28 protein-coding genes are annotated in these 26258 nt (G+C 54.5%); 10 read left to right on the plus strand and 18 right to left on the minus strand.

Features of this window, described 5'->3' with window-relative positions:
- Positions 1–70 precede the first annotated feature (70 nt).
- Positions 71–334: a peroxide/acid stress response protein YhcN gene (gene yhcN / locus ACX9GU_RS24400; RefSeq protein ID WP_021179031.1), complete on the plus strand. Its 264-nt coding sequence runs from the start codon at positions 71–73 to the stop codon at positions 332–334.
- 211 nt (positions 335–545) lie between these two features.
- On the opposite strand, the gene mpl is transcribed toward yhcN, so the two are convergent.
- Positions 546–1925, minus strand: a complete 1380-nt coding sequence (mpl, locus tag ACX9GU_RS24405) for a UDP-N-acetylmuramate:L-alanyl-gamma-D-glutamyl-meso-diaminopimelate ligase (RefSeq protein ID WP_473193195.1) — start codon at positions 1923–1925, stop codon at positions 546–548.
- A gap of 170 nt (positions 1926–2095) precedes the next feature.
- On the opposite strand from mpl, the gene fbp reads away from it, so the two are divergent.
- Positions 2096–3100, plus strand: coding sequence for a class 1 fructose-bisphosphatase (fbp, locus tag ACX9GU_RS24410; RefSeq protein WP_473193196.1), 1005 nt, complete (start codon positions 2096–2098; stop codon positions 3098–3100).
- A 75-nt stretch (positions 3101–3175) separates the two neighbouring features.
- Here the strand turns inward: fbp and ACX9GU_RS24415 are convergent, their stop codons facing one another.
- The 4 genes from ACX9GU_RS24415 to ACX9GU_RS24430 all read right to left on the minus strand — a co-directional run bounded on the left by ACX9GU_RS24415 (position 3176) and on the right by ACX9GU_RS24430 (position 7031).
- Positions 3176–4648 (minus strand): IS1182 family transposase, encoded by a 1473-nt coding sequence (locus tag ACX9GU_RS24415; protein WP_473192181.1) that lies wholly within the window; start codon positions 4646–4648, stop codon positions 3176–3178.
- Between the two features lie 104 nt (positions 4649–4752).
- Positions 4753–6306, minus strand: coding sequence for a methyl-accepting chemotaxis protein (locus ACX9GU_RS24420; RefSeq protein ID WP_473193197.1), 1554 nt, complete (start codon positions 6304–6306; stop codon positions 4753–4755).
- A gap of 177 nt (positions 6307–6483) precedes the next feature.
- Positions 6484–6765: a type II toxin-antitoxin system RelE/ParE family toxin gene (locus ACX9GU_RS24425; RefSeq protein ID WP_059199538.1), complete on the minus strand. Its 282-nt coding sequence runs from the start codon at positions 6763–6765 to the stop codon at positions 6484–6486.
- Positions 6762–7031: a CopG family ribbon-helix-helix protein gene (locus tag ACX9GU_RS24430; protein WP_059201942.1), complete on the minus strand. Its 270-nt coding sequence runs from the start codon at positions 7029–7031 to the stop codon at positions 6762–6764. Before ACX9GU_RS24430 ends, ACX9GU_RS24425 begins: the two co-directional genes overlap by 4 nt.
- A gap of 188 nt (positions 7032–7219) precedes the next feature.
- On the opposite strand from ACX9GU_RS24430, the gene ppa reads away from it, so the two are divergent.
- A complete protein-coding gene (ppa, locus tag ACX9GU_RS24435) occupies positions 7220–7747 on the plus strand; it encodes an inorganic diphosphatase (protein WP_024483356.1) in 528 nt (175 codons plus the stop codon).
- A gap of 50 nt (positions 7748–7797) precedes the next feature.
- Here the strand turns inward: ppa and ACX9GU_RS24440 are convergent, their stop codons facing one another.
- The 3 genes from ACX9GU_RS24440 to tamA are packed head-to-tail and all read right to left on the minus strand — an operon-like array spanning position 7798 to position 13708.
- Positions 7798–8148, minus strand: a complete 351-nt coding sequence (locus tag ACX9GU_RS24440) for a gamma-glutamylcyclotransferase family protein (RefSeq protein ID WP_024483355.1) — start codon at positions 8146–8148, stop codon at positions 7798–7800.
- Positions 8149–8150: 2 nt separating this feature from the next.
- A complete protein-coding gene (gene tamB, locus ACX9GU_RS24445; RefSeq protein ID WP_473193198.1) occupies positions 8151–11975 on the minus strand; it encodes an autotransporter assembly complex protein TamB in 3825 nt (1274 codons plus the stop codon).
- Entirely contained in the window at positions 11972–13708 is a 1737-nt protein-coding gene (gene tamA / locus ACX9GU_RS24450; RefSeq protein ID WP_473193199.1) for an autotransporter assembly complex protein TamA, read from the minus strand. The genes tamB and tamA overlap by 4 nt, the downstream gene beginning before the upstream one ends.
- 283 nt (positions 13709–13991) lie before the next feature.
- On the opposite strand from tamA, the gene msrA reads away from it, so the two are divergent.
- Both msrA and paeA read left to right on the plus strand, forming a co-directional pair.
- Positions 13992–14630 (plus strand): peptide-methionine (S)-S-oxide reductase MsrA, encoded by a 639-nt coding sequence (gene msrA / locus ACX9GU_RS24455; protein ID WP_473195236.1) that lies wholly within the window; start codon positions 13992–13994, stop codon positions 14628–14630.
- A gap of 176 nt (positions 14631–14806) precedes the next feature.
- Complete coding sequence (paeA, locus tag ACX9GU_RS24460; RefSeq protein ID WP_473193200.1) at positions 14807–16138, plus strand: polyamine export protein PaeA; 1332 nt, start codon at positions 14807–14809, stop codon at positions 16136–16138.
- 63 nt (positions 16139–16201) lie between these two features.
- Here the strand turns inward: paeA and ACX9GU_RS24465 are convergent, their stop codons facing one another.
- Complete coding sequence (locus ACX9GU_RS24465) at positions 16202–16408, minus strand: DUF1107 domain-containing protein (RefSeq protein ID WP_021179022.1); 207 nt, start codon at positions 16406–16408, stop codon at positions 16202–16204.
- Positions 16409–16738: 330 nt separating this feature from the next.
- On the opposite strand from ACX9GU_RS24465, the gene ACX9GU_RS24470 reads away from it, so the two are divergent.
- A complete protein-coding gene (locus ACX9GU_RS24470) occupies positions 16739–17290 on the plus strand; it encodes a YtfJ family protein (protein WP_024483351.1) in 552 nt (183 codons plus the stop codon).
- Positions 17291–17331: 41 nt separating this feature from the next.
- On the opposite strand, the gene cysQ is transcribed toward ACX9GU_RS24470, so the two are convergent.
- Positions 17332–18072 carry a 3'(2'),5'-bisphosphate nucleotidase CysQ gene (cysQ, locus tag ACX9GU_RS24475; protein WP_021807539.1) on the minus strand — a complete coding sequence of 247 codons (741 nt, stop codon included), beginning with the start codon at positions 18070–18072 and terminating at the stop codon, positions 17332–17334.
- Between the two features lie 254 nt (positions 18073–18326).
- Here cysQ and ACX9GU_RS24480 point away from each other — a divergent pair, with 254 nt between their 5' ends.
- Both ACX9GU_RS24480 and ytfE read left to right on the plus strand, forming a co-directional pair.
- On the plus strand, positions 18327–20279 hold the full coding sequence (locus tag ACX9GU_RS24480; RefSeq protein WP_473193201.1) for a bifunctional 2',3'-cyclic-nucleotide 2'-phosphodiesterase/3'-nucleotidase: 1953 nt from the start codon (positions 18327–18329) through the stop codon (positions 20277–20279).
- A 120-nt stretch (positions 20280–20399) separates the two neighbouring features.
- Positions 20400–21065, plus strand: coding sequence for an iron-sulfur cluster repair protein YtfE (gene ytfE / locus ACX9GU_RS24485; RefSeq protein WP_021807542.1), 666 nt, complete (start codon positions 20400–20402; stop codon positions 21063–21065).
- Positions 21066–21113: 48 nt separating this feature from the next.
- Here the strand turns inward: ytfE and ACX9GU_RS24490 are convergent, their stop codons facing one another.
- Positions 21114–21734: a peptidylprolyl isomerase gene (locus ACX9GU_RS24490; RefSeq protein WP_021179017.1), complete on the minus strand. Its 621-nt coding sequence runs from the start codon at positions 21732–21734 to the stop codon at positions 21114–21116.
- 341 nt (positions 21735–22075) lie between these two features.
- Here ACX9GU_RS24490 and ACX9GU_RS24495 point away from each other — a divergent pair, with 341 nt between their 5' ends.
- Entirely contained in the window at positions 22076–22738 is a 663-nt protein-coding gene (locus ACX9GU_RS24495) for an OapA family protein (RefSeq protein ID WP_473193202.1), read from the plus strand.
- Here ACX9GU_RS24495 and ACX9GU_RS24500 read toward each other — a convergent pair.
- The 6 genes from ACX9GU_RS24500 to ACX9GU_RS24525 form a co-directional block, all read right to left on the minus strand.
- Positions 22735–23094 (minus strand): DUF488 domain-containing protein, encoded by a 360-nt coding sequence (locus ACX9GU_RS24500; RefSeq protein WP_021807544.1) that lies wholly within the window; start codon positions 23092–23094, stop codon positions 22735–22737. The two genes, ACX9GU_RS24495 and ACX9GU_RS24500, sit on opposite strands and share 4 nt — an antisense overlap.
- A 110-nt stretch (positions 23095–23204) precedes the next feature.
- Positions 23205–23657, minus strand: coding sequence for a 50S ribosomal protein L9 (rplI, locus tag ACX9GU_RS24505; RefSeq protein WP_004933629.1), 453 nt, complete (start codon positions 23655–23657; stop codon positions 23205–23207).
- Between the two features lie 39 nt (positions 23658–23696).
- Positions 23697–23924: a 30S ribosomal protein S18 gene (gene rpsR / locus ACX9GU_RS24510; protein WP_000135199.1), complete on the minus strand. Its 228-nt coding sequence runs from the start codon at positions 23922–23924 to the stop codon at positions 23697–23699.
- A gap of 4 nt (positions 23925–23928) precedes the next feature.
- A complete protein-coding gene (gene priB, locus ACX9GU_RS24515) occupies positions 23929–24246 on the minus strand; it encodes a primosomal replication protein N (protein ID WP_065684090.1) in 318 nt (105 codons plus the stop codon).
- A gap of 8 nt (positions 24247–24254) precedes the next feature.
- Positions 24255–24653, minus strand: a complete 399-nt coding sequence (rpsF, locus tag ACX9GU_RS24520; protein ID WP_004933634.1) for a 30S ribosomal protein S6 — start codon at positions 24651–24653, stop codon at positions 24255–24257.
- A gap of 143 nt (positions 24654–24796) precedes the next feature.
- Positions 24797–24943: a hypothetical protein gene (locus ACX9GU_RS24525; RefSeq protein ID WP_473193203.1), complete on the minus strand. Its 147-nt coding sequence runs from the start codon at positions 24941–24943 to the stop codon at positions 24797–24799.
- Positions 24944–25124: 181 nt separating this feature from the next.
- Between ACX9GU_RS24525 and ACX9GU_RS24530 the strand changes: the two genes are divergently transcribed.
- The gene (locus ACX9GU_RS24530; protein ID WP_065684089.1) at positions 25125–25391 is read left to right on the plus strand and encodes a YdgH/BhsA/McbA family protein; all 267 of its coding nucleotides are present in this window, start codon (positions 25125–25127) and stop codon (positions 25389–25391) included.
- An 87-nt stretch (positions 25392–25478) separates the two neighbouring features.
- Here the strand turns inward: ACX9GU_RS24530 and yjfP are convergent, their stop codons facing one another.
- Entirely contained in the window at positions 25479–26231 is a 753-nt protein-coding gene (yjfP, locus tag ACX9GU_RS24535) for an esterase (protein WP_473193204.1), read from the minus strand.
- Positions 26232–26258 lie beyond the last annotated feature (27 nt).

Raw genomic sequence — 26258 nt, forward strand, 5'->3', positions numbered from 1 at the left:
CTTCAAGTATAAAAAACGCTGTAAAGCCCTTCCAGGCTGTTATCTCTGAACGATTAAGGATCCAAGTATCATGAACATGAAAACTACTCTCGTTGCACTTAGCCTGCTGTCTGCCGTTTCTTTCGGTGCTTCTGCGGCTAACCTAGTCACTGATGCCCAAGCCAGCAATCTGCAGTCTGTCGGCACCATTACCGCTAGCGGCGTGGGTGGCGCACCTTCTGATATCCGTCAGGCGCTGTCTGATAAAGCGGATCAGCAAGGGGCCAAAGCCTACCGTGTGATCGAAGCCTATGAAAATGGCAACTGGCACGCAACGGCTGAAATCTACAAGTAAAAATCCAAGGTCGCGCTTACTGAACTGACTACCCTCGTCACTGCCACTGCCGAGTTCTCAGGTAAACGCTAGTACCTTGGAAATTATCGTCGTCCTATCCGACGAACCCCATTGCCCTCGCTCGCGAGGGCTTTTTTTGGGCGTAAAAAAGGCCACATCAGCGGCCTCATAGTGGTAGGGTCGCCGCATGCGGCGCCCGTTTAGCTAAACGTCAGTAGGTTTCTTTCGGCTCGGCCTTGTTAGCCAGCCCTGCCAGCAGTTTGTCATGAATGCCGCCAAACCCGCCGTTGCTCATCACCAGAATATGGTCACCCGGCTGCGCGGTTTTCACAATCATCTCTACCAGAGTATCCAGATCGGCACTCCAGTGCGCGGGCTGAACGCAAGCTTCGGCAACTTCCGCTACCTGCCACGGGATGTGGTGAGGCTGGAACAGGAATACTTCGTCGGCACGGCCAAGTGAGGGGGCCAGATCGTTTTTGCTGATCCCCATTTTCATGGTGTTTGAGCGCGGCTCCAGCACGGCCAGGATGCGTGCGGTGCCGCCCACTTTGCCACGCAGCGCCGCCAAGGTAGCCAGAATGGCGGTCGGATGATGGGCAAAGTCGTCATACACCGTGACGCCGTTGGCTTCACCACGCAATTCCAGACGGCGGCGGGCATTGATAAAGTCACCCAGCGCACGACAGGCATCGGCTGGCTGTACGCCAACATGGCGGGTGGCGGCGATCGCCATCAGGCCGTTATGCATATTGTGTTCGCCCACCAGCGCCCAGTTAACCTCGCCCACCTTCTCGCCGTTGAGGAACACTTCGTAATGGCTGGCATCCGTCGTCAGTTTGTGTGCACGCCACGCGCCCCCTTCCCCAACCCATTCCTGTTCGCTCCAGCATCCCATTGCCATCACCTGTTTCAGATGGGTATCGTTTTCCGGCAGGATAATCTTGCCTTGGCCCGGCACCAGACGCACCAGGTGATGGAACTGTTTCTGGATGGCTTTCAGATCGTCAAAGATATCGGCGTGATCGAACTCGAGGTTGTTCATGATCAACGTGCGCGGGCAATAATGAACAAACTTGGAGCGTTTGTCGAAGAAGGCACAGTCATACTCATCGGCTTCGATGACAAAGAACGGGCTGCCGCCAAGACGGGCCGAGACATCAAAATTGCCCGGTACGCCACCGATCACAAAGCCTGGCTGATAACCGCAGGCTTCCAGGATCCAGGTCGCCATCCCGGCGGTGGTAGTTTTACCGTGTGTTCCCGCTACCGCCAGCACCCAGCGATCGCGCAGGACATAATCATGCAGCCACTGAGGGCCAGACATGTAAGGAATGCTCTGCTCCAGCACCGCTTCTACGCAAGGATTACCACGGCTCATCGCATTGCCGATAATCACCAGATCCGGAGCCGGATCCAACTGGGCAGGATCGTAACCCTGGATCAGATCGATCCCCTGCTTTTCCAGTAAGGTACTCATCGGAGGATAGACGTTGGTATCTGAACCGGTCACCTCATGCCCCAGTGAACGAGCCAACATGGCTAGCCCACCCATAAAGGTGCCGCAGATCCCAAGAATATGTATGCGCATTAGGTCTCTCATTTTAGTGCATCGATTTACTGCCTATTCTAGCGCTCAGAATCGCTCAGAAGAAACGGATTTGCCTATGAATCGCAAGTTGCTTTGGGCTACACTGCTGACGAAAACGTTGGCGGTATGTTAACAAGCCGCTATCCATCCGTAGATTCAGGGATTGTGTCATGAAAACGTTAGGCGAATTTATCGTCGAGAAACAACACGACTTCTCTCACGCCACCGGTGAGCTGACCTCATTACTTTCTGCCATCAAACTGGGTGCCAAAATCATTCACCGTGATATCAACAAGGCGGGTTTAGTTGATATCTTGGGGACTAACGGCATTTCCAACGTTCAGGGCGAAGTTCAGATGAAGCTGGACCTGTTCGCGAACGAAAAGCTGAAAGCAGCTTTGAAGGCTCGTGGTGAAGTTGCAGGCATCGCTTCGGAAGAAGAAGACGAGATCGTGATTTTCGACGGCGAGCGAGCTGAGAATGGCAAGTATGTGGTGCTAATGGATCCGTTGGACGGCTCGTCCAACATTGATGTGAACGTCTCTGTCGGGACGATCTTCTCTATCTATCGCCGCATCACCCCGATTGGCACGCCAGTCACCGAAGAAGATTTCCTGCAGCCTGGCCATGCACAGGTAGCGGCCGGTTATGTGGTTTATGGCTCCTCCACCATGCTGGTATACACCACCGGTTATGGCGTACATGCCTTCACCTACGATCCGTCTCTGGGGGTGTTCTGCCTCTCGCACGAGAAAGTGCGCTTCCCGGAAAAAGCCAATATGTATTCCATCAACGAAGGTAACTACATCAAGTTCCCGCTCGGGGTGAAGAAATACATCAAATACTGCCAAGAGCAGGATGAAGCCACACAGCGCCCTTATACCTCACGCTATATCGGTTCACTGGTTGCCGACTTCCACCGTAACCTGCTCAAAGGCGGCATCTATATCTACCCAAGCACCGCCAGCCACCCACAGGGCAAGCTGCGTCTGCTGTATGAATGCAACCCGATGGCGTTCCTGGCTGAACAGGCCGGGGGTAAAGCCAGCGATGGCAAAAACCGTATTCTGGATATCGTGCCGGAACAACTGCACCAGCGTGCGCCATTCTTCGTCGGAACCAAATCGATGGTAGAAGACGCAGAACGCTTTATTGCTGAGTTCCCGGACCAGTAACGAGATAAAAGGGGCGGTATGCCGCCCCTTCAGATTGATGACTAACCCCACTTTTTCAGGTGGGGTTAGTCTTTCTTAGCGACCGCAGGTCGCGATCGCGATATTTTTCCATAACCCCATCATTTGACCTTTCCTCTCCCCTATCGGGTTCTTCTCGGCTTCCAGGGACGCTTTTAACCAGGCATAAAGGTGATAAAGAAGCGCCAGCAGCGCCATCTTCTTCATATTCTGCGCCGTGGCCGCTAGCAGGCACTGCATCTGCACTTTCGACAGACCACGGAACCGCGCATATCGATGTCCATGGTGTTGTTTCGCATCCGCGAAGCTTCTTTCCACCGTTTCCTTGCGCCGCGCATACACCTTTTTGCCCCATTTCGTCAGTCGCAACCTGTTGGCCTCCTCTTTCGAGGCTTCCCATACGTGCCGCGTTATCGTTTTCTGTGCCTTGCTGTTCTGCGTGCATTGCCCTCTCTGCTCGCACCGCTGGCACACTGCCGGGGCTGAACGGTAATGCCGATAGCCGTTGCGGTCCGTTGTGCTGTATATCAGGAGTTCCTCCGCCGGACACACATACACATCACGCGCCTCGTCATACCTGAAGTGCTTTTTCTGGAAGTCATTCAGGCCTTTGTGTGGCCTGCGATAGCCCGGCACCAACGCGATATCCATCTCCTGCGTCAGATGGCACACCGCCGAGGTAAAATAGCCCGCATCCACACCCACGGCGACCGTATCAAGGTTGAACCGCTCCACCTGCCGTGCCAGCCTGCCGATGAACGGCTGGCTATCGTGCACATTGCCCGGCGTGACATGGGTATCCATGATGATGCCGTGCTTGCCGTCCACCGTGCGGTGGTCCAGATAGAAGAAGCCCTTTGGCTTGTTGTCCCGGTGCATAAAGCCGCTTTCCGGGTCGGTGATGCTGACTTTGGTGTTTTTAACGGCGTCGTTTTTGGTTGTTTTTCTTGCGGCGGGCAGCGGCTTTTTTTCGCGTTTCTTCCTGTCGGCCTCCACGGCGTAATTCAACTGTGTGAAGTATTCACTGACCCCTTCAGGGCGCAGTTCATTCACGGCCTTGCGTGGGTTGGCATCGGCTTTCAGGTGGGTACTGTCGGTGTAAAGTACGCGCCCGTTGGCCATGCCCTGACCCAGAGCCTGTAACACGATATGGTCAAAAATCTGCTGGAAGACATCGCTGTTGTTGAAGCGACGAATGCGGTTCTGGCTCAGGGTTGAGGCGTCGGGGACCTTCTCGGTAAGCCCCATACGCAGGAACCAACGGTAAGCGACATTGACCTGGATTTCCTTGACCAGACGGCGCTCGGAGGGGACACCGAAGAGGTAGCCCAACAGCATCATTTTAATCAGGCGAACGGGGTCGATAGCGGGCCTGCCATTATCGGGGCAATAGAGATGAGCAACGGCCTCGCGGATAAATTCAAAGTCGATAGCGGCATCGATTTGACGAACCAGATGGTCTTCGGGAACCAGTTCATCAAGGGTAATGGTTTCAAACTGGTATTGCTGGGGAGAGGGTTCTTTGAGCATGGCAGTCAGTCCGTTTTTTGCACTGACCTTATTAGATCAAAGTCCTGGCCTCACGGCCAGGACTTTGTCATCAATCTGAAGGGGCGGTATGCCGCCCCTTCACATCACAGTTTGAACACAGCCATACTCTGTGCCAACAGCTGCGCCTGCTCTTCCAAAGAGCGCGTTGCCGCCGCCGACTCTTCCACCAGCGCCGCATTCTGTTGTGCCACCTGATCCATTTGCACTACCGCCTGGTTAACCTGCTCGATACCACTGCTTTGCTCACGAGTGGCCGCCGAAATTTCACGCATCAGCGCCGTGACGCGCCCCACTTCCCCGGTTATTCCGTTCATGGTTTTAGCCGCCGTAGCCGCCATCTGTTCACCTTCCCGCACGCGGTGCTGTGAAACTTCGATCAACCCTTTTATCTCTTTAGCCGATTGCGCACTGCGTTGGGCCAGGCTACGTACCTCACCGGCCACCACCGCAAAACCACGGCCTTGCTCACCGGCACGTGCCGCCTCAACCGCCGCGTTGAGCGCCAGGATATTGGTCTGGAAGGAGATACCGTCCATCACGCTGATGATGTCTGCGATACGTCGGGAGCTGTCGGTAATGGCCTGCATCTTGCTCATCACCTGGCTGACCACGTCACTGCCCTGCTCGGCAATATCGGAGACACTCAGTGCCAACTGGTTGGCCTGTTCGCAGTTTTCAGCATTCATTTTCACCGTAGAGGTCAACTGCTCCATGCTGGCGGCGGTTTGCTCCAGCGAAGCGGCCGATTCCTCCGTACGCTGCGCCAGATGAACGTTACCCGCAGCCAACTCGCGGGAGCCGGTATCGATCTGGCTGCTGGCATCGCGGACTTTACTGACCGACATCACCAGCGATTGCTGCATACGTTGCATGGCGCTTACCAGGCGCCCCATTTCGGTATCTCCCTCACCGCTAATTTCATGGGTCAGATCCCCTGCGGCGATATGCTCCAATTGGACGATCGACTCATCTAACGGGCGCAGCAAGATCACACGCATAGCAAACCAGGCCAGCACCGCCAGTAGCACGCTGAGCAGACCAGCCGCAACGATCAGGATAATCTTGGTGCTGGCATTGCTTTCTGCCTCATGTGCATGCTGCTGGCCAATCTCCATGGCAAACGCGCGGAACTCACTGAGATCGGCTTCAAAAGCAATGCTCAGCTTAGAGATATGATTTTCTTGGATGGCGTAATAGTCATCCAACTTCCCCGCCTTTATCGCCGCCGCCATGGGCGCAATGCCTTGCTCCAGATAGGCGCGATAGCTCGCCTGCATCCGCATTGAGAATTGGCGACCCCGTTCGGTCACCGTGCCCACGTCGACAAAGCGCGCCATTTCCTTTTTCGACTGTTCCAGATAGCCATAAATGCGCCCCACCGAGGCGTCAGCAACCTCAATCTGACCAATCTCGCGCTGGCGTACTGCAAGCGAGGCAGCCGTTCTGGCCCGTAGCGCCAGGTTGGAGCTGTTGGCCAACGAACCCAGCTCTTCCCCCAGGATCTGGTTCAGAGTCTGTAGCGAACGTGTTCCGTCGTTAATGGCCTTAACCCCGATGATGCTGACAACAATCAACAGCAACGTCATCAGGCTCAACAGGGCAATCAGCCCGGCCTTAACGGTGATCTTCTTTAACATGAGTGTTTCCCGGCTTTAGAAAAAAGTAGCTTCAGATGTAGAGGAGGCAAGAAGGCAGGGTCAGCTAGCTGCTGGACCGTTATTATTTGAGGAAGTTATCGGCAGGAGGGAAGGAAACTTCACTGCTTAGGGGATTATTCTGAAAGTGCTAAGACAATCAGCAAGATATTTGTGCGGCTAAGGCCATTGCTGCGCGGTATGAAGTACGCGGATGATCTCAATCCTCTCCCATTCATTGACGACACGATAAACCTCAATGAAGTGAGGATGGATAACCAGTTCTCTTGTTTCTTTAACACGGCCCTCACGCCCCTTCAACGGATGCTCGGCCAGGCTGTTTGCCATTGAGCCGATCCGCTCGTCTAGCTCAATGGCAGCACGCAGGTTGTTTTCAGCAATGTACTCCCGGATTTTGCGCCTGTCCTCGCTGGCTAATTGCGTCCAAACAATTTCCATCAGCTACCCGCCAGTTTCTTCGCTGCCGCCTCACGCCAGGCTACTGCAGAGGCTTCGACGGACTCTCCTGAAAGAACTTCGCCACGATTTGCCTGGGCAATTCCAGCCTGTACCTGATCACGGAACCATATATCATGTTGGCGCTGAACCGTCTCACGCATGAAGTCACGAATGAGCTGCGAACCATTACGATCCATCGCTTTTGCTGCCTCCAAAAAGTCAGTTTTCAGTTCGGTGTCGATGCGTAAATTCAGAGTTGTCTGTGTCATATCCAGCCTACAATTGTCATTACTGTGTATATACAGCGTAGCACGATGCAAGAGGTTATAAAAGCCAGACATCCAATATGTCTTGCAGCGCTGGTGCCGCTTCATGCCCCGAAAAATGGGAGTACTTTGAGGACGTTTTGGCTATAATAGCCGCCACTCCATTTCTGGTTTGATTAAAGGAAACCGACATGAGCTTGAACCTGGTCCCTGCTGGCAAAGACCTGCCAGAAGACATCTACGTAGTTATCGAAATCCCGGCTAACGCCGATCCAATCAAATACGAAATCGACAAGGAAACCGGCTCGCTGTTCGTTGACCGTTTCATGTCTACGGCGATGTTCTATCCGTGCAACTACGGTTACATCAACCACACCCTGTCACTGGATGGTGACCCGGTAGACGTGTTGGTGCCAACTCCATACCCACTGCAACCAGGCTCAGTGATCCGCTGCCGCCCAGTTGGCGTGCTGAAAATGACCGACGAAGCCGGTGAAGATGCGAAACTGGTTGCCGTACCGCACAGCAAACTGACCAAAGAGTACGATCACATTAAAGATGTGAACGACCTGCCAGAACTGCTGAAAGCGCAGATCACCCACTTCTTTGAACACTACAAAGATCTGGAAAAAGGCAAATGGGTAAAAGTGGATGGTTGGGCAGACGCTGCCGCAGCCAAAGCTGAGATCGTTGCCTCTTTCGAGCGCGCCAAGAAGTAATTCTCGCCCGAACTGATAAAAAAACACCGCCCAGATGAGCGGTGTTTTTTTTACTGCTTTTCGTCAAGACGCTTGAGCCAGTCACCGCTTTCAATCCGCGGAAAACCGTCCACGCTGTGTCTATACAGGTAGATCCACGCACTGCCATAAGGCGTGCGGATCAGCTCGCGCTTGTAGTCTTTGGTATTGCTTTTCAACTCGTCCAGCTCGGCCAGAATCGATGAGTTAATACGATACACTTCGCAGTGTACCGTGCCCTCTCCAGGGATCGCCGCCGGGTAGTGCCCCAGATTATAAAGCTGGTAGCCTTCTAACTCATGTTCACCCAACCATTGGGCGTTGGTCATCCAATGGCTGTTTCCCTGTTTGCGTCGTAAACTGCCGTAGACAATTATTCGCATAGCTAAAACTCAAACTGATAGAGCACATCCAGTGCCTGGTCGAGACCAGACACCGCTTCCAGATACAACCTAGGCATCAGGCGGTATCGCAACGTCAGCGTGGCCAATGAGTCGAAGATCCCCACCCCATATTTTACTTGTAAGCCAGGGAGGACATAGCCGCTCACCACTACCTGAGAGCTGTCGCCAACTCCCTCGGTATCAAGGGCCAGATTACTTACGCCAAACGCCTCGCCGATTTTACCCACAAGTTGACCACTTTGTGCAACCCCCATACCAATTAACATTGAGGTCATGGCGTTGCCGTCGGCGCCGCCAGCCCCTAATCCCTGACCGCGCAGCAGGTAGGACAGCGCTTCTTGCTGAGACATCGCCGGATCGGAGAACACTTCCAGCCTCGGGGCATCGGCCATGCCGGTCACGCGAACACCGGCGGTCACGTCATTCTCCGTAGCATCCGGATTACGGATCGCCTCGATATTCAGCAGCGGTTGATCCGGTGGCCCAGAGAAGAGCAGTTGGCCTTTACGCACGATCAGATCCTGGCCATAAGCATGGAAACGCCCCGATGGAATATTAATCTGGCCATGCACCCCCAGACCATTCTGGTCCTGTGCCACACGCAGATCGCCACGCAGTCTGGCTTTCAGGCCGAACGCATCCAGACGCACGTCGTTACCCACGCGGATCGTCAGATTGCTGTTGATTGGGATCCCTGCCGTCGCCGGTTGGATCGGCTTGAGCTGGTTATTCAACATCACTTCATCAGGAGAAACCCCGACGGCGCTTTCTGGTAGCTCCTGCACCGTGATGCGCGCCCAAGGGATACCTACGCTACCGTTGAGTGAGAACAGCTGCGGTGTGGCTTCGAACACCACATCTGGTGAAACATCAATACGGACCATTGGCGGCAGGGTCACCCGCAGCCGATCGCCCTTGGCTGCAATACGTGCACGCCAGGCATTGATATCCCGCCAGTCGGCATCCCCAGACAGATTGAGCTGCCCATGCGTGGTCGCCAGCAATCCTTCCAGGGTCGAAGTCATCCCGTTGAAGTTGAGCGCCAGGCGGCCTTCGGTCATATCGAACGGCATCCAGTGGCCAACGATCGCCACCTTATCCAGCGCCAGACGGCCAAACACCAGCGGGTTCTGCGCATTGCCGCCTAATTGCAGGTTGGCATTCAGCATCCCCGCGGCTTTCTCGCCCTGCGTCAGTATCGGGTTAAGCAGCGCCAACGACACATTGGTGATATTGACATTGCCGCTGATGGTACGACGTACCTGCGGATCGGCGATCTGAACGTTACCGTTAAACTGCCCGTTATTGGTCAGCTTGATCAGCCAGTCTGCCTGTGCCCGGCCATTGTTCAGGCCAGCATTGAGGTTTAGCGTGTCAAAGGCGATCGGCAATGCGGCACCCTGCACCTGCTGCACCACTTTCACCCCCTTGCCCACCAGGGAAACCTTCGCCTGTGGCAATGCGCCCCCCGGTTGCCAACTGACGTCAGCTCGGCCAGTAAAGACCCCGTTCATGGCGGTATCCGGCCCCAGGAACGGTTTGATCATTGCCAGATCGAAGCGGTTGAGTACTACGCTAGCCTGGCCGCTGGCCCCTGCCTCGATGGTTCTAGGTACGCACAGCTCGGCATTCGGGTTCACCCAGCAATGCGGTCCTACGCTGATCTTCTGTTGCGTATTCAGGTAATCCAACGCGATGGCACGGCTAAGACGCCATTCACCCACCGGTGTATCAAAACGAGTGTTGTTCAGGTTGCCTCGCCAGCGCTGTTGCTGACGATCAAAGCTGCCCTCCAGGGCCAATTGCCCGGAAACCGGCTTACCGTCGATATTCACTTGCAGCCGATGTTGGCGCTCGCTGCCTCTGGCATCCAACGTCAACAGATTGACCTGCAGCGCATCCTGTTTGAGCTGTTCAACCCGTACCGCCAGCTGCCCCTGGATCTGATCGCTGGAACGGACATCGCCGTTGACCTTCACCCGATTGATGTGCAGCGCCTGCCATTGCAAGCCCGTCGCGGTCAGGTCAGCCAACAGCTGCGGTGCCTGCAAATTCCCGCGCAGCTTCAACTGCCCGCGGACATTCCCAGCAAGGCCTGGTAAAGCACCGTCGAGATGCGCTGCATCAACATTGGCATCCAGCACCCAGCTTTTCTCATCCAACTGGCCTTTAACGTTGAGCGTATTGCGCCCCAACGCCAGATCGATGCCCGGGATCGTCCATTGCCCGGCCGCATTGCCACGCAGGGAACCGCGCGCCGATACCTTGTTTTGTTTCACATTGCCGTCGAGCTGCAACACCGGCACCTGTAATTGCCAACTGCCGCCGTGCAGGCTGCCACGGGTGGTGATTTTCCCTTCCAAGCGCGCTGGCCATTCCGGCCATTGCTTGGCGGTATTAATGCCCGACAGCGTCAGTTGCGACGTCCAGCTGATCGCTTTACTCCAGTCCACCAGCGCCGTCAGATCGGTATTCCCCTCCAGCGCAACCAACCGTAGGCGCTCGAGTCTGAACTGTTCAAGATTACCTTTACCATCCAGCTGTAGCACTGCCGGTGGCAAATCCTGGCCTTTGAAATTGGCGCGGGTAGAGAGCGCATAATCCGCGGCCTTGCCGTTAAAGCGCAGGCGGAAATCATTAACCTGATACTGTGCCTCGCCGGTCAGCGGCCATTTCAGCTGTTTGCTTTGCAGCGTCAGCGCCAAGGGTAAACCCGCCTCTGCCAACTGGGTTTGCACATCCAGCTGCGCACCAACGGGGCCAGACAGGTTAAGCGCTACTTTCAGCTCTTCACGCAGCCCACCAGACACATTCAGCTTCACCTTCTCGCCTTTCAGCGGATCGATATTCAGCGTGCTGTTGGCCACCATTTCCACCGGCCAATTGCCGGTCAGCGTTGCCTGCCCTTTGGCGAAAAGCATGCCCTGCGGCGATCTCACGTCAAAGCGATCCAGCTGAATATGCTGATCTTTGGTGCTGGCCTGCAGCTGCAAGCGGGTGATCGACACCTCAGTGTCCCCGGTCAGATGTAGCTGCTCGCCGTTGATTTCCTCAACGCTAATATCCAACGGCAGGCGAATTTCTGGCAGGTCCGGCAGCAGCGGTTTGGCAAACAGCGCTTTCAGGGTTTCACCCAACGGTTTCTCTTCCGCTGGCGGTGGCACCAATGCTGGCGCAACCGTCGTTTTCTCTGCTACCTTGTCTGCCACTTTCTCCGCGGCGGGTTGCAGCGCTTCCGGCAAAGGATTGACCGGCGTTTTTGGCAACGCGACCAGCAAAGCGCGGACCGTAGTTGGCATCAACGTCAACGCACGTTCCTGCCACTGTGCGCCAGTGCTGAATTCCCCCAGCGATATCGCCGTATCGTCCACGGTGACCTTGACGTTATTCAACGCCAGCTTGCGCAGGGTAATAGGATAAGGTGTGCTGAGATCGCCGATCGGCTCGTTGCTTTCCTCAACCGGCGCAGAAGGCGTCATTTCGGCGGTTTTCACCACCACATCAACATCCTGAGCGGTCAGCGCATTGACGCACAATGAACTGCGTTTAAAGCAGGAGAGATCGAGCGAGAGATGGAACTGCCCGGCGTTAACTGCCACACCCGGCATCTGATACTTCACGCCTTTCAGGGTCAGATCGCGCCAGCCACCACTGACCGCCGCAATTTCCAACCCAGGTACCCAGCGGGCAGCCCCGTTGATCACCATATGCAAGCCGGTCGTGGTGCCAAGCAGAAACGCCAACGTGCCGATCAGCAGCAACAGCAGGATCAAAAATCCCAGACAAATCTTTTTTATCAGGCTCATAGTTCAGGCCCCAAACCGATATAAAACTGTAGGCCGTGGGTTTCTTGATCCCCAACCGGCGCGGCGATATCCAGTTTCACCGGCCCTACCGGCGATTGCCAGCGCACGCCAACGCCCGCACCGGTCTTGAAATTGCTGTCTGAGAATTTATTGACCGCCTGCCCGGAATCCACAAACATCGCCCCCCACCAGCGGCCAGTGACGTTATATTGGTACTCCAGCGAACCCGTCACCATTTTAGAGGCACCGGTCAGCTTGCCATCATCTCCACGCGGGGAAATGCTCTGGAATTTATAACCACGGATACTGCGATCGCCACCGGCGAAGAAGCGCAAATCCGGCGGCACTTTGTCAAAATCGTTGGTTTCGATCCAGCCAACCTGACCACGGACCACAAAGCGGTTTTTCTCCCCCAAACTACGGATCCAGACGTTTTGTGCCTGCAATAGCGCAAAGTCCACCCCGGAGCCCCAGGTAGTATCCGAAACGTCGATGGAATAGCGCTGGCTGTCGCCCCACACGGGCATCAGGCCTCCCCGTGAACGGGTTCGATTCACGGTCACCCCAGGATAAAGCAGCATGGTGGTATTGGTGACGGAACCCTGGGTAAAGTGGTCCAGACGCCAACTGAGGTTCACCGCATGCTGCCAGCCGCTGGAGAGATCCCAGTTACGCGAAGCCACGACCTTGGTACTGTCAGATTGAGTGTCGTTCAGATCGGTACGTTTGAAACCGCCCTGTAACAGGTAAAACTGTTCTAGTGGGTTGCGCAGCAATGGGATTCTATAGGTCAGATCCAGCTGCTGCTCCGGCTGAGAGATACTGGCGGCGGTTATCAGGCTATGGCCGCGATCGTTCAGCCAGGGCTTTCTCCAGGTTCCTAGCACCCGTGGACCAATGTCGGTAGAAAAACCACCGCCTAGCTCCACGATATTGCTGCTACGTGGCGTCACCACCGCATCTAACGGCAGGATCTTGCTCTCTTTCGAGTCGGTAAAGTCTGGGGACACCACCACCGAGTTGAACCAGTTGGTGGCGGATAAACGGCGGTTAAGTTCGGCAAGATCGTTCGAACTGTAATAATCTCCCTGATGGAAGGGCACCAAGTTTTGCAGATAGTCCTCGCGGATTTGCGAGCCCTTGAAAATCACTTTGCCGAAGTGATAGCGCTCACCGCTGTCGAAATCTATGTCCCAGAATGCCTTATGCAACTCTTCCGCCACGCCAAGCTGGCTCTTGAGCATTTGAGCATCAAAATAGCCTTTACGCAGCGCCAGGTTGGTCAGCGAACTTTTAAAACTGTCGAACTGGCCATGGTTGAGGATCTCACCAATCGTTGGCCGATCGGTTCTGACCAGATTCAGGTAATCTTCGTCGGTTCTGGCCCCGCCTTGCAGTTGGATATCCACACCTGCAATACGCACCGGTTCACCCGGATCGACCTTGGCGATCAATACCGGCCGCGAAAGCTTCGGGTTATCATCAAAGGTAAATTCAATCGTAGGCTGATAATAGCCCAACGGCCGCAGCCCCAGGCGGATGGCAGCGTCCACCCGAGCGCGAAAACGCCCCTCGGCATTGACCTCTTCCGGCGTGATCGCTGAAAGGCGCACACGAACGTTGCGCTCCAAATCCCCACTCAGGCCGTCAACCTGCAGCCGCACATTCGCCGCTAACACCGACGGCATAACGAATAGCGCACATAACACGCAAAGGACACGATATCGTGGCACTGGTGCTCCTTAATTGATTTTCTATCCTGTCAGTACCTTTGCTCTGGTGCTGGGGCAGTGCTATCAGACTGCCCCCCTTACCTTTAGATCCCAGACGTTGCCCATACGGCATCGACCGTTACCGAAAACAAGACGCATTCTTAGCTTTTGGCGCTCAAAATACTGCGTTAAGCTGATACATAAACCTTAGATAGGGCTTATTGTGGGCAAAGAAGCGGCCAGTTACAACTGACACGCGTTCCTATTAGGCTAATTCTTATTATGGCAACAGGAGTCAAACGTGGTGCAATCTTTTGATAAGTCTCAAAACATCGATAAGGCGAGTGCGCTTCCTGGCCGTACTACGCCGATGCCCGTCGCTACGCTTAACGAGGTGACCGGCCATTCCATGACCTTGGTGCCCGAGGGGATGGCAACGGCCATCTTTGGCATGGGCTGCTTTTGGGGCGTTGAACGCCTGTTTTGGCAGCAGCCGGGGATTTATAGCACTGCCGCAGGCTATAGCGGTGGCTATACGCCAAATCCAACCTATCGCGAGGTATGCAGCGGCCAGACTGGTCATGCCGAAGTAGTACGCGTAGTGTTTGACCCGCAGGTCATCAGCTACCGCAAGTTGTTACAGGTATTCTGGGAAAACCACGATCCTGCGCAGGGCATGCGTCAGGGCGGAGATATCGGCACCCAATACCGCTCTGCTATTTACTACCTGGATGCAGAACAACAGGCCGAAGCGGAGCAAAGCCTGCAAGCTTTCCAGCAGGCAATGGATAAAGCTGGCGATCAGCGCACCATCACCACCGAAATCGCACCGGCACTGCCTTTCTACTATGCAGAAGATGACCACCAGCAATACCTGCATAAGAATCCGGGCGGCTATTGTGGCCTGGGCGGCATTGGGGTGTGCCTGCCTCCACAGGGTTAAGCTGTTAATTTTTAACCACTGGCGGCCCTCACGGGGCAACTGCTATACTGTGTTGGGCCGCGTTTGCGGCCCGCTTTTGTGGGCGCGTGATATAACGGCCCTTGGATCCACCTTTATTAAACGGTATTACCCCTCCGAAAGATCGCCGACATCCCGTCGGTACGAATGGATAGACTATGTTAAACAGTATTTTACTGATTCTTTTTCTGATCGCAGTGAGTGCGTTTTTCTCGCTTTCAGAAATCTCTCTGGCCGCGTCACGCAAGATCAAACTCAAACTGATGGCTGACGAAGGCAACATCAATGCCGCCAGAGTCCTAAAGCTGCAGGAAACCCCAGGTATCTTCTTTACCGTGGTGCAAATCGGCCTCAACGCCGTGGCCATCCTCGGCGGTATCGTCGGCGATGCAGCCTTCTCCCCCAGCTTCAAAGTGCTTTTCGACCGCTTCCTGTCACCCGAACTTTCCGAGCAAATCAGCTTTATGTGCTCGTTCGTGCTGGTGACCAGTATGTTCATCCTGTTCGCGGATTTAACGCCGAAGCGCATCGGTATGATTGCACCAGAGACGGTTGCCGTCCGGATCATCAACCCGATGCGTTTCTCGATCATGCTGTTCCGCCCGCTGGTCTGGTTCTTCAACGGCATGGCCAACCTGATTTTCCGCATGTTCAAACTGCCGATGATGCGTAAAGACGACATCACCTCCGAAGATATTTACGCGGTGGTGGAAGCCGGCGCGCTGGCCGGGGTACTGCGCAAACAGGAACATGAGCTGATTGAAAACGTCTTCGAGTTGGAATCGCGCACCGTGCCCTCTTCGATGACGTCCCGCGAAAGCGTGATTTACTTCGACCTGCGCGAAAGCGAAGACAGTATTAAAGAAAAGATCTCCACTCATCCGCATTCCAAGTTCCTGGTGTGCGACGGCCATATCGATCAGGTCGTTGGCTATGTTGACTCTAAAGACCTGCTGAACCGCGTTTTAGGCAACCAGAGCCTGGTACTGAGCAGCGGCGTGCAGATCCGCTCGGCGCTGATCGTGCCAGATACCTTGACCCTGTCAGAAGCGCTGGAAAGCTTTAAAACCGCCGGTGAAGACTTTGCGGTGATCCTCAATGAATATGCTTTGGTGGTCGGGATTATTACGCTGAACGATGTGATGACCACGCTGATGGGTGACCTGGTAGGCCAAGGTCAGGAAGAGCAGATCGTGACGCGTGATGAGAACTCGTGGCTGATTGAAGGCGGGACGCCAATCGAAGACGTGATGCGTGTGCTGCATATCGATGAGTTCCCACAGGCTGGCAACTATGAAACCATCGGCGGCTTCATGATGTACATGCTGCGCAAAATCCCGAAACGCACCGACTTTGTGAAATATGCCGGCTACAAGTTTGAAGTGGTCGATATCGACAGCTACAAAATTGATCAGCTATTGGTCACCAGGCTGGTCGACAAACCGATCACGGTGCTACCAAAAGCCCCCGACGAAACACCTCAGGCATAAACATTAGCGGCCCCTTCGGGGCCGCAGTTACTTTTCTTTGCAGGGTACTCCATAGATTGCGCTTTAGCCCATTTCGGCCTGTAGCAACAACACCTGCCGGTTGACCTCGGACATCACGTTGAAGTGGCGCTTGTCACGAACCTTCGGCAACAGGATTTTCCCCTTGTCGAATTCGAACGCCCCCACATCCTTGATGTACAGCCGCCCCCGGAACAGGGTTTTTACATACGTAGCCACTTTCAGTGGGTTATAACGCTGGAAGATTCTCATAGTTGTTACTCTCCTCCCGTTGGATCCATGCGCTCAGCGAGCGGCCAAAGTGGCCACCTCGACATTTGGAGCGCAACTTGATTGCTTTCTAGTAGACTGAGTAAAGACCATTTCGTTCAACTCCGCCTGGATTTCTATCCTGGATTTACACTTACTGACAGAATTGTGTATACCTATTTATAACCTTTGCAGTATATCCATTCAAAAACCGCGTGATTACCCCCAGAAGGAAAAACTGCGATCCGGTTAACAGGACAGACCTCGGATGAGCACCTATGCTTTAATCACCTTGAGTCATATTGAGACTTATTTCCCTCTGCAGGAGAACGCATGAAAAATAGCATGCTGATAATATCGCTGCTGTTGGCCCCGATGTTGGCCTCTGCTCACAACCTTCAACTCCACCAGCGCGTGGCACCGATTGGCGTCAGCGATAAAGGCGAGTTGGACTATGTTGATAATAAGTTTAGCTACAAAGGTTGGAATAGCGCGCAGCTTGGTGGAAAAGTGCGAGTGGTGCAGCATATTGCTGGCCGCACTTCGGCCAAAGAGCTCAACGATCCGCTGATTGAAGCCATCAAGACCGCCAAGCTACCGCACGATCGTTACCAAACGACGACCATCGTCAATACCGACGATGCCATCATCGGTACCGCCATCTTTGTGCGTAACAGTATTGAAGACAGCAAGAAAGAGTTCCCTTGGTCACAGTTCATTGTCGACAGTAATGGCAACGTCAAAAAAGCTTGGGACCTGCAACCAAAAGGTTCGGCAATTGTGGTGCTCGATAAAGAAGGCAAGATCCAGTTTGCCAAAGATGGCGCACTGACGCCGCAAGAGGTGCAGCAGGTGATGGAGATGCTGCACCAATTGCTGAAATAGCGCTTAAACGACGTCCCGCACGGCAATGAGCGGGACGCTGCCTAGAACAGAGAAACCCTAAAGCCAGGGTTCAGGAAAGACTCACGCGGGGTATATAACAGCGGCTTGCCCTGCCAATCGTGGATCTGAGCCCCGGCTGCTACCGCTACCGCGTGCCCTGCCGCCGTATCCCAGATATTGGTTGGCCCAAACCGTGGGTAAAGCTGCGCCCGCCCTTCCGCCACCAGGCAGAACTTCAGTGATGACCCCACCGAGATGGTTTGGTGTTCGCCCAACTGTTGCAGGTAATCCTGTAATTCCTCATCGCTATGTGAGCGGCTGACCACCACCAAAGGTAGCTCGGCATTACTGACGCTAATCTCACGACGTCGGCCCCCTTCTTCCTTCCAGGCCTTGCCGCGTTCGGCCAGATACAGCACGTCCATCGCCGGGGCATAGACCACGCCCATTACCGCCTCACCCTCTTCGATCAACGCGATATTGACCGTGAACTCACCGTTACGGTTTAAAAACTCTTTGGTACCGTCCAGCGGATCGACCAGCCAGTAACGCGTCCAGTTGCGGCGGATTTCCCAGGCGGGAGGGTCTTCCTCTGACAGCAGTGGGATCTCCGGCGTCAGTGCCGCCAGACCTCGTTTGATAATATGGTGCGCGGCCAAATCCGCGGCGGTCACCGGTGAATCATCTTTTTTCTGTGCCACATCAAGCGGTTGTTCACCATGATATACCGCCATGATCGCCGTACCCGCCTCGCGGGACAGCTGGCAAATCTGCTCCAACATAGTGCACCTCAGACATTCAGTTGCGTGGGACATTTCCCCTTTCTATAGCTTGCAGCCTAGTTTTTTTTTGGCGGAATATCCATCTCAACTCGCTAAGCTGCGGTATTTATTCAAGTCTTCTCTGTCACAACTTTGCATATCGGTAGGTTACATTCGGCCAATTTATGCCAGACTTCACAGTTTGCTGAGAGAGGTAGTGGTAATTACATACCCCTTTGAGATACCCCTCGAAGAATAATCCAATGGAGATAACCATGATCAAGCGCCCTTTGGGACTATCTGCCCTGGCCCTGCTGGTCTGCGCCTCAACGCAGGCAGCCACAGTTGACCTGCGCGTGCTGGAAACCAGCGACCTGCACGGCAATATGATGGACTTCGACTATTACAAGGATAAGCCCACCGATAAATTCGGCCTGGTGCGTACCGCCAGCCTGATCCAACACGCTCGCCAGCAGGTGGCCAACAGCGTACTGGTCGATAACGGTGACATCATCCAGGGTAGCCCAATGGCTGACTATATGGCTGCCAAGGGCTTGAAACCCGGCGACATGCACCCGGTCTACAAGGCGATGAATACCCTGGATTATGTGGTGGGCAATATCGGTAACCACGAGTTCAACTACGGGCTCGACTATCTGAAGAATGCCCTGGCGGGTGCCAAATTCCCCTACGTCAACGCCAACGTTATTGATGCCACCACGCAAAAACCGTTGTTCACTCCCTACATTATTGTCGATACCCCGGTAAAAGACCGTGATGGCAAAGCTCATACTTTACGTATCGGCTATATCGGCTTTGTGCCGCCGCAGATCCTGGTGTGGGACAAAGCCAACCTGCAGGGGAAAGTAACCGTAAACGACATCACCGAAACCGCCAAACGCTACGTACCGGAAATGCGCAAACAAGGGGCCGATCTGGTCGTCGCGATCCCTCACTCTGGCCTTTCCAGCGACCCCTATAAGGCCATGGCGGAAAACTCGGTGTACTACCTCAGCCAGGTTCCAGGCATCGACGCCATCATGTTCGGCCATGCGCACGCAGTGTTCCCCAGCAAGGACTTCGCCAATATCAAAGGCGCGGATATCGATAAAGGCCTGCTGAACGGCATACCTGCGGTGATGCCCGGCCAATGGGGCGATCATCTCGGCATCGTTGATCTGCAATTGAACAACGATGGGGGAAATTGGAAGGTTACCGCAGCGAAGGCGCAGGCCAGACCGGTTTATGACAAAGAGAACAAGCGTTCGTTGGCAGCGGAAGATCCCGCGCTGGTCAAGGTGTTAGAGGAAGATCATAACGGAACGCGTGAGTTCGTCAGCAAGCCTATCGGCAAGTCCGACGGCAATATGTACAGCTATCTGGCCCTGATCCAGGACGACCCTACCGTGCAGATCGTCAACAATGCGCAAAGAGCCTACGTTGAGCGTTATATTCAAGGCGATCCGGATCTGGCCGATCTGCCGGTATTGGCCGCTGCTGCACCGTTCAAAGTGGGTGGACGCAAGAACGATCCCGCCAGCTTTGTCGAGGTGGAAAAAGGCCAGCTCACCTTCCGCAATGCCGCCGATCTCTATCTCTATCCCAATACCTTGGTGGTGGTCAAAGCCAGCGGTAAGGAAGTCAAAGAGTGGCTGGAATGCTCCGCCGGGCAGTTCAACCAAATTGACGTTAACAGCAGCAAACCGCAGGGGCTGATCAATTGGGACGGTTTCCGCACCTATAATTTCGACGTGATCGACGGCGTCAATTATCAGATCGACGTCAGCCAACCGGCACGTTACGACGGAGAGTGTACGCTGATCAATGGCCAGGCGGAGCGTATCAAGCAGCTGACCTTCAAAGGCAAGCCGATCGATCCTGACGCCCAGTTCCTTGTTGCGACCAACAACTACCGCGCCTACGGAGGCAAGTTTGCCGGAACGGGCGATAAGCATATTGCCTTTGCTTCACCGGATGAGAACCGCGCGGTATTGGCGGCCTACATCAGCGAAGAAACCCTGAAGCACGGTGCGGTGCATCCACAGGCGGACAATAACTGGCGTTTGGCCAACTTCCACAGCACGCAGCCGTTGGATATCCGCTTTGAGACCTCCCCTAGCGACAAGGCTGGTGCATTTATTAAAGATAACGCGCAGTACCCGATGAAGTCAGTGGGTAACGACAGTATCGGCTTTGAGTTGTATAAGATCGACCTACAAGCCAAGTAATTGAGCGTTAGGCGCGTTACGGCGCGCCTTTTTGGTTCTACCCCTTTTTAACCATGGCGCACCCTTTAAATTGCATTTAAAATACATGTTATAGATTTCTTCCTTTAAAGGGGCATCATCATGGATTACCGTAACCAATCCCTTGGCGCACTCGCCATCGCAATCCCACGAGCCAGCAAGCTGTTCCGCGACTACGATTTGGACTTCTGCTGTGGGGGGAAACAAACCCTGGAGCGCGCTGCCAGCCGCAAAGAACTGGATCTGGATAAGTTGGAAAGTGAGCTGGCCGCGCTGGCGGCAGACCCCGTGGATACCCGCGATTGGCGCCTGGCTCCGCTGGCTGAGATCATCGATTACATCCTGCCACGCTTCCACCAACGCCATCGTGAACAGCTGTCAGAACTGGTATTGATGGCGGAAAAGGTTGAACGCGTCCACGGCGACAAGCCCACCTGCCCACGCGGGCTGGCCAAGCAGCTAAACCTGATCCGGCTCGATCTGGAAAATCACATGATGAAGGAGGAACAGATCCTGTTTCCGCTGATTAAACAGGGCATGGGGCAACAGGCGGCAGGGCCGATTTCGGTGATGGAGCATGAACATGATGAGGCTGGCGAACAGTTGGAAGTGGTGAAATTCCTCACCAACAACGTCACGCCACCGGAAGGGGCCTGCAATACCTGGCAGGCGCTGTACAACGGTATCAATACGTTTATCAGCGATCTGATGGAGCATATCCATCTGGAGAACAACCTGCTGTTCCCACGCGCACTGAGCGGCAAATAGCCCCCTCACCCTAACCCTCTCCCAAAGGGAGAGGGAACATAACGCGGATTACAGAATTTCGAGCAACTCAACGTCAAACACCAGCGCGCTGAATGGCGGGATGGATGCGCCTGCACCACGCTCGCCATAGGCCAGGTTGTGAGGGATATATAGCTGCCACTTGGAGCCAACCGGCATCAGCGTCAGGGCTTCGATCCAGCCTGGGATCACGCCGCTGACCGGGAACTCGGCAGGTTGACCACGTTCAACGGAGCTATCGAACACATCACCGTTGATCAGGCGGCCGGTGTAATGCACACGCACGCGATCCTGACGAGATGGGATTGGGCCATTGCCCTGCTCCAGCACGGAGAACTGCAGGCCAGACTCGGTCAGCGTCACTTCATCACGCTTGGCGTTATCTTCCAGGAACTTCTGGCCTTCAACGGCCATCGCCTGCTGGCGCTCAAGGCGTACAGCATCCGCACGTTCGTGGATTTCGCGCAGCGCACGATGAACCACATCTACCGGAACCGCCGGGGCATTCCCTTCCAGCGCGTCACGCAGGCCAGCCAGCAGAGCTTCTGGTTGTAAACCTTGCAGACCGGACTCTTGCAGTTGCTGACCGACCTGTAAACCAATCCCGTAACTTGCTTGCGCTTCAACGCTATCAAAAGAAGGGGTTGTCATGGGGTTTTCCTTTAGTCTGTAAAAAGTCGAAAGCGCAGCATAACAGCGCGGCAAAGCCGGGTAAAATCTTGTGTGGAGAATGATGACTTTTGTCGTAGAAAAAGAAACAATAACCTGCTGTTAACGTTTGGTGTCATTATTCTCTCGGCTACCAATCGCTTCAAACAGTTAGCGATATAGACCCGGTATGGCTCAAGGCTGGCATCGAAGTGGCGCAGTACAGAGACTATTCGGCCCTAAAGGTGCACAAGTGCACTGTGGTTTGAAACCATAGGGTATACTGGGGTCAGCGATACACTTTTTGTAAAGTGACAAATTTACGCAGTTGAAGAGAGGTCACCATGGGCAGAATCGCGCCCAGGAGAAGGAAAACCACCCGTGTTTACCAGCCATTGCTGCGCACCTGGCTGAACCTGAGCCAGCGCCTGAAGCCTGGCCCGGAAACGCCAGCAACCACCGATGAGCCGGACTCACCACCGCCACAACAGAGCGGTAAGGGGCAAAGGCTGAAAGCATTGCTGCTGAAAATATGGCACCTGCCGGACAGCCTCCACTGGATGGAACCGCTACCCTATTTTCACCGCCGTTGGGTGATTATTTTTGGTGCTATCCTGCTGCTGTCGCTGCTTTGGCCGTATTCCGACGATAACGCGCGTCCGTTCCCGGTCACCAGCCAGGAAAACCAGATCCCTTTGCAGGCTCAGTTGCAAAACGATAGCCAGCAAACGACAGGCGAAAGCGATAACTGGCAGCGCTATCAGATCCAGGCTGGCCAAACTCTGGCGCAGCTATTCCGTGACAACAACCTGCCGGTGAACGAGGTGTTTGCCATGGCGCGGGTTGAGGGGAACGATAAGCCGCTCAGCAATCTGAAGGCCGGGCAAGAAGTGCGGATCGAACGTAATGCTAACGGCGTGATCACCGCGCTCTCAGTCACCACCGTGGATAACAGTGAAGCCCTGTTCCGCCGCCAGAGCGATGGCAGCTACCTGCGCGTTCGCTAATCTTTAAGCTGATCCAGCAGAAAATCACGCAGTACAACCCCCTGGTTGTGCTGTGTGTCCTTGCTGCCATACAGCAGGGTCAACGGCTCACCTTGCTTTAACAACGCCACCAGCGGCTGCCAGGCCTCATTGGCGACCAGTTGTTGGCGATAAAGCGCAACAAACTCATCCCACTGGTCGGTATGCTGATGAAACCACTGGCGTAACGCCGTATCCGGTGCTACCTGCTTGAGCCAGATGACGCCCTGCAATCTCTCCTTGCTCACACCGCGCGGCCATAGCCGGTCGGTCAGATAGCAGTGCTCCGGTGCCGGGCCGCTGAAATCGTAGACTCGCTGCAAGATAATTTCTGCCATTTTCGCCTCTCCTTGCCAACAGATGGCCTCAGAGTAGCGCGTTTTACCCGGCGCTGAAAAGCAAAACGCCAGCACTAGGCTGGCGTTTTAACTTGGTGTACTAAAGCCGATTAAGCTTCAGCAACCACAACTACATTCAGCTGTGCGAACACGTCGCTGTGTACCTGGAAGTGCACTTCGTGCTCACCAGTGGTACGCAGAACGCCGTTCGGCAGACGAACTTCGCTCTTGGCAACTTCAACGCCTGCCGCAGTAACTGCGTCAGCGATGTCGCGGGTGCCGATAGAGCCGAACAGTTTACCTTCGTCGCCTGATTTAGACGCGATGGTGACTGAACCCAGTTCGTTGATCTTGGTTGCGCGAGCTTCAGCAGCAGCCAGAACGTCAGCCAGTTTGGCTTCCAGTTCAGCACGGCGTGCTTCGAAGAACTCTACGTTTTTCTTGGTAGCAGGAACAGCTTTGCCCTGTGGTACCAGGAAGTTACGGGCATAACCCGCTTTAACGTTAACCTGATCACCCAGGCTGCCCAGGTTTGCTACTTTATCAAGCAGAATAACTTGCATTACCTTATCCTCTCAAAGTCGTTAATGGACAGTGGCCGATTACTGATGACGATCAGTGTACGGCAACAAAGACAGGTAGCGCGCGCGCTTGATAGCACGGGCCAGCTGGCGCTGATATTTTGCACGAGTACCGGTGATACGGCTCGGGACAATTTTACCACTTTCAGTGATGTAGTTTTTCAGCGTAGCGATGTCTTTATAGTCAATCTCTTGAACGCCTTCCGCGGTGAAACGGCAGAACTTGCGACGACGGAAATAACGTGCCATTTGGCTAGTCTCCAGAATCTATCAATTCAATCTGCTCGGCATGCAGGACCAATTTGTTCAGCCCGTTGCGCCCTTGATGGCAGCTAACGAAGCCTTGAACGGTAACCTGACTGCCGACCGTTAATCTTTGAGTTAAAGCTTGTGACTGTTGTCCGCTGACAACCACGGGCATTCGGCACCATGCTTGCCTGCTGAATCCGGCTTCCATCTGCGACGATCGGTGCTCAAGCACAAACTGGCAGTGGGGTATTCCGGAAGGACTCACTTTTCGCACCGGCGTCTTGCACACTGTGCCAGACAACACCAGACGATTAGCCGTCACGACAGCAATTACTCTTCAGAATCCCCAGCATCTGCATCATCTGCGGTTTCGTTAGCGAAGTCTTCGCGGCGATCGCCACGACGTTCGTCTTTCGCTTTAACCATCGGAGATGCTTCAGTTACCGCGTGCTTAACGCGCATAACCATGCTACGGATAACGGCGTCGTTGAAGCGGAAGTTAGTTTCCAGCTCATCGATCGCTTCCTGCGGAGCTTCAACGTTCAGCAGAACGTAGTGGGCTTTGTGCAGTTTATTGATCGGGTAAGCCAGTTGACGGCGGCCCCAGTCTTCCAGACGGTGAATCTGACCTTGCGCGTTAGTGATGGTAGCACTGTAACGCTCGATCATGCCCGGAACCTGTTCGCTTTGGTCAGGATGGACCATAAAAACGATTTCGTAATGACGCATCGAATTGCTCCTTACGGATTATTCAGCCTCCTGTCAGGGTCAACCGCGGCCCATGGAAGCAAGGAACGTGTGTATGTGTGCGGCTGAAAAATGACGCGTAATCATACCGGCGCAAGGGGGGGAACTCAAGGACTGAGTAGGATTTATTGAGGTTTATACGTAAGGCCACGAGAAATAGCACGATTTGCTGGCAGAGAAAGCGATGTATGCCGATCCCTAGGTTTTAAAAATCCTTCAACGAAATCATCTGCCCACTGGAAATCATTATCATTTTTTTTGAATAAGGCCATCAAAATCTCCCCCTTTTTAATCCTGACTATCGGACTAAAGTTAAATTATCCGCCGCAGAAAGCGCAGCGATAAAGGGTTGCAGTTATTCAATACTGATAAATAACTTTTTGCTTAATGGGCAGTATATCGGGGGCGGGCCAAGTGACACGCCGCTGTAGCAAAGAGTTAAGAGAGGCACCTATGAAACGTATCACCATCGCCACCGCTATCGCGTTGCTGCTTTCCGCCAACGCCATGGCCGCCACTGAAATCACCGCACACCAGGCCGCAGAACGGCAAAGTATTGGCTTCGTCAGCCTGACTCAGGAAGTGGTTTCGCCCGATGACGCGACATCACAAATCAACAAGATTGCCGATCAACGCGGCGCCAGCGCTTACCGGATTGTTGCGCTACATGAGCCAGGCAGCACCGCGTCTATCCACGTCAGCGCCGAGCTTTATCGCTAACCGAAAATGCAGCACCAGGGAACCCAGCCGCACCAAGAGGCGGTCAATCAGTAACAGCCATGCCTTGCCCCCTCCCTCGGGGGCTTTTTACAGTGAATCCCGGAAAAAGGCAGCGGTAGCGTTCAACGCGCCAGGAGTAATGCGATGGCGTACTTCCGCTTCAGTGAGATAGGTCAACCTCCGATCCAGGCCGCGCTGGCGTAACTCACCGGCCAAGCGCTCACTCTGCTCCGCTGGCACCACATCATCGGTTTCACCATGCCATAACAGCAACGGCCGCCCGGCAAAACTCTCCCAATGCTGTTCAACCTCGTAAGAGACCAAGGGCGCAAGACGTGCCTTGAGCGCGGACGGATCCAGCGGCTGGCCCTGCGCATCCAATGGCGGATACAGCGTCTGCGCCAGAGAGGTAAAGTAGCCCGATCCCATCAGGCTGGCGGCCGCTTTCACCCAAGGATAACGGGTAAAGGCCCCCAAAGTGGTCATCCCCCCCATAGAAGCGCCCGCTACGCCAATGCGATCCCCGGCAATTAGCCAACGCTGCTCAAAGTGCGTTTTGAGTGCAGGTAACTCATCGACGTTACTTTTGAGGATTTCCCAGAAATGCGCCAGCCGCCGTGCTTCATCACCATCAAACCGCTCACCGTGCATCGCACAATCGGGCAGCACCACCCGGAAACCGACCTTGGCCAGCGCATAGGCAAAATAGGCGTACACCTCTTTCGATGAGGTATAGCCGTGATAGAAAAAGATCGTGGGTAACGGCTGCTCGTAGCGCCCGGCCGGTACCGCATGGATCACCGCAATGTCACCCACCCGCTCATCATGGATCTCGATCATGTATTCCCCCTGTGGCTAATCTTCACT

Source organism: Serratia sp. K1WW1, assembly GCF_055790865.1.